Genomic DNA, 6,062 nt, shown 5'->3' on the forward strand with positions numbered 1-6,062 from the left:
TTCATCGTGCGACGATTCTCGGACTTCGCCTCATTCCATCTCACGCTACGCCGGAGTTGCTCTGCGCCTCCGGCAACCCGCGACGATTGCCGACGTCTCACCTCGAATAGCTCGCGACGCCGCTCCTCAAATAGCCCGGGACGTAACAGCTGACCTCGCGGGAAAGCGCGTGAGCGCGAATAAGGGGTCGACGTCGGAGATGGCCGTCAAGAAGACAGTCCCGACGGCAACAACCGTAACCTATCAGGACGCGCCCGCTGCCTTCTTGGCACTGCAGCAGGGCCGAGTGGACGGTTTGGCACTTGGCGAGATGATGTTGGTCAAATTGAAGATGCAGGCAGAGGCGACGACGCCCATCGAAATCCTCGAACCGCCGGTCATGCACGAATACTGGGGGCTTGGGATGCGCAAAGGGGAAGCCGGCTTCGCGAGTCACGTGAACGGAGTGCTGCAGTCGATGGAAAAATCGGGAGAGGCGACACGCATCTTCGACAAGTGGCTGGGCAGTGGCACGCAGTACAAGATGCGCCGCGACTTCAAAGTTGAGCCAATCAAAGGCTAACGACTTGTGGGCCGGCGTACGCCGGCCCTTCCCGAACACCCACTTGGCGCATTACCTATGAAGTTGGATTTCTCAATACTTTTGCAGGCCGAGTATCCACGCCTGATAGCAAGCGGAGTCGTGACGTGGCTAGAGCTAGCCACGCTATCCTGGTTGCTTGCGATTGTGCTCGGAACCGTCCTAGCGGTTGTCCGGTTGAGCAACAATCGCTGGGGGCAAGCGGCGGTGGCTGCCTATGTTGAGTATCACCAAAGCGTGCCCATCCTGGTGCAGGTGTTCCTCTGGTACTTTGGGCTTCCGACATTGCTTCCGGAGTCGGTCCAGATGTGGTTCAACACGAACAACAGTGAATTCGTCTTCGCCTTCATAGCCATCGGTCTCTGCATGGCAGCATATATGTCGGAGGACCTTCGGGGTGGAATTCGCTCGATATCCAAGGCACAGCTAGAGGCATCCCGCGCCCTGGGTATGACCTATCTCCAGGCTTGCCGGAAGGTCATACTGCCGCAGGCGGCACGAATCGCTTTGCCCCCGATGATTAGCCACACCGTCCTGCTCGTCAAGAACACCAGCCTTGCCATGACGATTGGGGTGGTAGAACTGACTTATGTGACGAGAGAGATTGAGAGCGCAACTTTTCGCACGGTCGAGGTCTATCTGTTCACGACCATCGCATACCTCGGTGTCTCTCTGCTAATCATGGCTGGCGGCTCTGCCCTTGAGCGCCACTATCGACTGAAGACGAGGTAAGCCGTGGACTCCATTATTTCAATTCTTTGCGAGAACGGCGAGATTCTGCTAATGGGGCAGTATTCTAACGGCCCCCTTGGGGGACTGGCTATTACGCTGCTACTTTCCCTGCTCGGTCTTCTGCTGGCGTTTCCGCTCGGGATTCTCGTTGCGCTCGCCCGTGTGTCACCCATAAGTTGGTTGAACAAACCTGCCGTCTGTCTTGTGTATCTCGTCCGTGGCGTTCCACTGCTCATGTTCATCTTCTGGGTGTATTTCTTTGTACCCATCTTGATTGGGCGGACAGTGAGCGGATTCACGACGATGCTGGTGACACTCGTCATCTATGAGGGCGCCTATATCTCAGAAATCATTCGCGCGGGCATAGAGGGTTTGCCGAAGGGACAGACGGAAGCAGCTCGTGCAGTCGGCCTCTCCTATATGCAGACAATGAGAAAGGTGGTCCTTCCCCAGGCACTGTACAACATGATTCCTTCGATGATTAGCCAGTTTGTCTCCATCATCAAGGACACGTCACTTGCTTATGTCATTAGCGTCAATGAACTGACTTTTGCTGCAAACCAGGTGAACAGCATACTTCTCACCAAGCCGTTTGAGGTGTTCCTCATCCTTGCTGCGGTCTATTTCTTGCTCGGCTTCGCTCTGACATCTTTGGCGCGCTATGTAGAGCGCCGCATCACCAACAAGCGTACGGGCGTCCGTCGTGACGCTGCCTCCGTATCAGTGGTGTCGCCGGCAGTCGTCGTTGACTAATTTAACGGTCATTGGAGGTATTTTCAATGCAAAACAGTGCAGCATCTCAGATTCCAATGATTAATTTCAAACGCGTTAACAAATGGTACGGAAGCTATCACGCCCTCAACGACATAACTGCCGAGGTTGCACGGGGGGAGGTGATTGTTGTATGTGGCCCGTCCGGTTCGGGGAAGTCGACGCTGATTCGAACAGTAAACCGCCTGGAGGACATTCAGAAGGGGACGATTGAGTTTGGTGGACAGGACGTAAATTCGCCGGCACTCGACATCAACAAGTTCCGCAGTCACGTTGGTTTTGTCTTTCAAAGCTTCAATCTGTTTCCCCACTTGTCCGTGGCGGAAAATATTATGCTTGCCCCGATGTCTGTTCAAAAGAAGAAGAAATCGGATGCTCGGCAACGAGCCGCGCAATTGCTGGAACGCGTCGGCTTGGCGAGTAAGGCGGACTCTTATCCCGGGCAGCTTTCTGGGGGGCAGCAACAGCGTGTTGCCATTGCGCGCGCACTTGCTATGGACCCGCCAGCCATGCTGTTTGACGAGCCAACAAGCGCACTGGACCCGGAAATGGTGGGCGAGGTACTGCAGGTGATGAAGAGCCTTGCACGGGACGGGATGACAATGATGTGCGTCACGCACGAAATGAACTTCGCACGCGAGGTCGCTGACCGTGTTTGGTTCATGGACAACGGTTGCCTAGTCGAGAGCGGTAACCCAGACACCTTCTTTTCCAACCCGCAGAGTGACCGTGCCAAGAAGTTTTTGAGCGACCTGCGGACCCATTGATTTACCTTATCGGCTTGGCGCTTTAAGCGCATCTCGCTGAACAATCTGAGCGCATGTAGGATGAAACAATTCGATATCGCGGCCATACGGGCTGCCGCAGAACGTTTGTCTGGGTACATTATTCGGACCCCCATCATCGAATCGCCCATGCTGGATGAAGCGTGCGGCTGCAACGTATACGTGAAGGCCGAGCCGCTGCAGCGTACAGGTTCCTTCAAGATAAGGGGAGCGTTGAACAAGATGCTCTCTCTGAATGCGGAGGAACTTAGCAGAGGCGTAATTACATTTTCTGCTGGCAACCACGGTCAGGGAGTTGCCGCGGGTGCCAAGTTTATAGGATGCCCCGCCGTCATTGTTTTGCCGAAGACCGCGGCTGAAATCAAGATTGAGAGCTGCCGCTGGTGGGGAGCGGAGATTGTTTTGTATGACCAGCAGACGGAGGACCGCGAAATCGTAACACGTCACATCATGAAGGAGCGAGGACTGACCTTTATTTCGCCGTTCGATGACTATGACGTCATGGCAGGGCAAGGTACCGCCGGATTAGAGATTTGCGAGCAGTTGGAGGCGCGCGGGGTAGTGCCGGATGCCATCCTGGTCAACTGCAGTGGCGGCGGCCTTTCGTCGGGGGTAATCACGGCGGTGAAGGCAGTGTGGCCGAATGTTCGGGCGTACATTGTGGAGCCGGCCGGATATGAGAAGATGGCGCTGTCATTGGTGAGTGGTGTTCCCGAGAAGAACAGCTCAGTTCCAAAAACTGTGATGGATGCCATAGCCGGTCCCGTTGCGGGCACCAAGCCTCTCAGCGTACTCTTGCGTCACGATGTGAAGGCGCTGAGCGTGAACGACGATGAGGCGTTGTGCGCAGTAGCGACAGCATTCCGCCTGCTGAAGCTCGTCGTCGAGCCTGGTGGCGCAGCTTCGCTGGGGGCGCTGTTGGCGAGGAAGGCCGACCTGGTTGGGAAGAACGTTGTGGTTATCTGCTCTGGCGGAAATGTGGATGCTGGCGTGTACACGCGGGCAATAGTTGGGAGTACAGGGGGAAACAACTCATGAGTCCTGAAGAAAGACTCTTGGAACTTGGACTGGAACTCCCGGCGGCCTTACCCCCCAATGGCACATACGTGCCCTATCGGGTGGTCGGGAGCATGCTTTACCTGTCGGGCCATGGGCCTCGTCTACCCAACAATACCTATCGACTAGGCCGGCTGGATTCGCTGGAACAAGCGTCGGCGGCGTATGAGGATGCACGGCTTACGGCGTTGAACATGCTTGCGAGCATCAAGCTAGCTCTCGGGGACCTGAGTCGTGTGGAGGCAATAGTCAAGCTGTTGGGTATGGTGCATGCTACTCCGAGTTTCAAGAATCATTCCCGGGTCATCGATGGCTGCTCAGACCTTCTGGTGAGTATCTTTGGGGAGAAGGGGTTGCACGCCCGCTCGGCGGTTGGTATGAGCTCCCTTCCCCATGGAATGACGGTTGAAATCGAGGCAATCATCCAGATTCGTGAGTGAGCATGTTCCGTTCGTCTTGCGTCCCACGGAGTGGGGCAGGACTCCGGCAATGAGGTGCCGTCAGTCCTGCCCGATAAAAGCTTCTAAACCCTGAATGCTTCAAGGGCCATCAAAACACCATCCATGAACGCGGTGTTGTCGCGATGGATGTTTGCTGGTTGGGCGTGAGCGGAAGAGGGTGTATYGCCTTGGCGTGTTGTCATCAGGCGAGACCAGCCCCTCAGGCTACGCTTCCGCTCGGACTGCCCCCTGCGGCCTCCGCGACTTTGATAAGCTCGTCAATGAGGGCCTTCGCGCAGCTAGGAAGTCCATCCAATTCCCGAGCAATCACTACGCGCTCGCGTATAGCCCAAGGCTCGTCGAGTTCCAGGATTTCCAACTTCATCGTACGGCGATGGCGAAGGGTCGCCGATAGAGGAAGGATACCAATGCCAACCCCGGCTTCTATCATCCGGCACATGGCCTCAAAACTACGAACCTGAATTCGAATTTGCAGCTTACGCCGCTCGTCTCGGACGAGGTCGGTAAGGAAGGCGTGAAGTGTACTTCCTTCATGCATACTTACATGCTCATACTCAAGTGTATCAACAAGCGAAACGTTCGACCTTTCAATCAGGGGATGCCGAGCAGGAGTCACCAACACCAGCTTGTCCGTACTGAAATGGACGACCTCAAGACCCTCCGAGTTTAGCGGACCAGAGATGATTCCCAAATCGGCGCTAGCGTCCAACACCCCTCGAATAATGTCTCGCGTCTGGCGCTCTTGGAGGTCCACAGTGACCGCCGGCCGCTCTGCCATAAAGTGGGCGAGCACCTCGGGCATGAATTCCGTGACTGCGGTCGTATTTGCGAAGATGCGTATATGGCCAACTGAATCCTTGGAGAATTCCTCAAAGTCGCTGCGTACGTGTTCGAACTGGCGCTCGATGACCCGCGCATGCCGAAGAAGTCGCTCACCTGCGGGAGTCAGGGCCAGCCCTTTGCTTTCGCGATAGAAGAGCCGGGTTCCTAACTGGTCTTCCAGCGCCTTAAGTCTCGCACTAGCCGCAGCGGGGGATAAAAATGCCTTTTTCGCCCCACGAGATAGGTTTTCCTCCTCGGCGATGCGTGCGAACAGCCGGAGGTCGGCGAAATCAAAGTGCATGAGGTACTCCTTCAGCATAACTGTACCAAGGCGTCACTTTTGTCGCAAACTTTGTCCGAGGAATGCCCGCCGAGGTTACATGGTAGCTCTATCAAGCGCTGCTTTCGGTGGAGGCGAATGAGCGGTTCGAGAATTCGAGATTTACCGCAGGGCTCCGCGCTGCGAGACTAGCCTCCGTGCGCAGAAATGCATCTCTTACGAGATGCGGTTGATACCTGGCGGTAAAGCAGGATGCGCTGGCATCGCGTGGCGACTTCTACTGTAACGAGCAGCTGCCGCGTACCAAATTCTTTCGCCCGTTCCCGCTGTGGTAGGTCAGGCGAGGTACTTTCTTACTAAGGCTGCTATGCGTCCCCTTGATGGCATCACCGTTGTATCTCTAGAACATGCAATCGCAGCGCCCTTTTGCACCCGTCAGTTGGCCGACTTAGGTGCCCGGGTTATCAAGGTTGAGCGACCCAAGGTTGGCGATTTCGCCCGGGGTTATGACGAGCGCGTGGATGGCATGTCGTCGCATTTCGCGTGGACAAATCGCTCCAAGGAGAGTCTTGCTC

Annotated in this window: 8 protein-coding genes; 7 read left to right on the plus strand and 1 reads right to left on the minus strand. The window is 55.8% G+C overall.

All coding sequences use genetic code 11. The features are described 5' to 3' along the window. Positions 1–169 precede the first annotated feature (169 nt). Genes AC1DKD_RS38045 through AC1DKD_RS38070 form a run of 6 tightly spaced genes read left to right on the plus strand, consistent with a single transcriptional unit; the run spans position 170 to position 4,364 of the window. A complete protein-coding gene (locus AC1DKD_RS38045; protein WP_477144475.1) occupies positions 170–562 on the plus strand; it encodes a type 2 periplasmic-binding domain-containing protein in 393 nt (130 codons plus the stop codon). Positions 563–619: 57 nt separating this feature from the next. Beyond that, positions 620–1,312, plus strand: a complete 693-nt coding sequence (locus tag AC1DKD_RS38050) for an amino acid ABC transporter permease (RefSeq protein ID WP_441634786.1) — start codon at positions 620–622, stop codon at positions 1,310–1,312. A 12-nt stretch (positions 1,313–1,324) separates the two neighbouring features. Then, complete coding sequence (locus AC1DKD_RS38055) at positions 1,325–2,065, plus strand: amino acid ABC transporter permease (protein WP_441634823.1); 741 nt, start codon at positions 1,325–1,327, stop codon at positions 2,063–2,065. 56 nt (positions 2,066–2,121) lie between these two features. After that, positions 2,122–2,850 (plus strand): amino acid ABC transporter ATP-binding protein, encoded by a 729-nt coding sequence (locus tag AC1DKD_RS38060; RefSeq protein ID WP_441634825.1) that lies wholly within the window; start codon positions 2,122–2,124, stop codon positions 2,848–2,850. A gap of 60 nt (positions 2,851–2,910) precedes the next feature. Further along, the gene (locus AC1DKD_RS38065; protein WP_441634788.1) at positions 2,911–3,906 is read left to right on the plus strand and encodes a threonine ammonia-lyase; all 996 of its coding nucleotides are present in this window, start codon (positions 2,911–2,913) and stop codon (positions 3,904–3,906) included. Next, positions 3,903–4,364: a RidA family protein gene (locus AC1DKD_RS38070; protein WP_441634790.1), complete on the plus strand. Its 462-nt coding sequence runs from the start codon at positions 3,903–3,905 to the stop codon at positions 4,362–4,364. Before AC1DKD_RS38065 ends, AC1DKD_RS38070 begins: the two co-directional genes overlap by 4 nt. 220 nt (positions 4,365–4,584) lie before the next feature. Here the strand turns inward: AC1DKD_RS38070 and AC1DKD_RS38075 are convergent, their stop codons facing one another. Next, positions 4,585–5,508 carry a LysR family transcriptional regulator gene (locus tag AC1DKD_RS38075; RefSeq protein ID WP_441634792.1) on the minus strand — a complete coding sequence of 308 codons (924 nt, stop codon included), beginning with the start codon at positions 5,506–5,508 and terminating at the stop codon, positions 4,585–4,587. Positions 5,509–5,854: 346 nt separating this feature from the next. On the opposite strand from AC1DKD_RS38075, the gene AC1DKD_RS38080 reads away from it, so the two are divergent. Further along, a partial coding sequence (locus AC1DKD_RS38080) for a CoA transferase (protein ID WP_477144476.1) occupies positions 5,855–6,062 on the plus strand: 208 nt, incomplete at its 3' end.

It is taken from the genome of Cupriavidus sp. 05T313, from assembly GCF_056396665.1.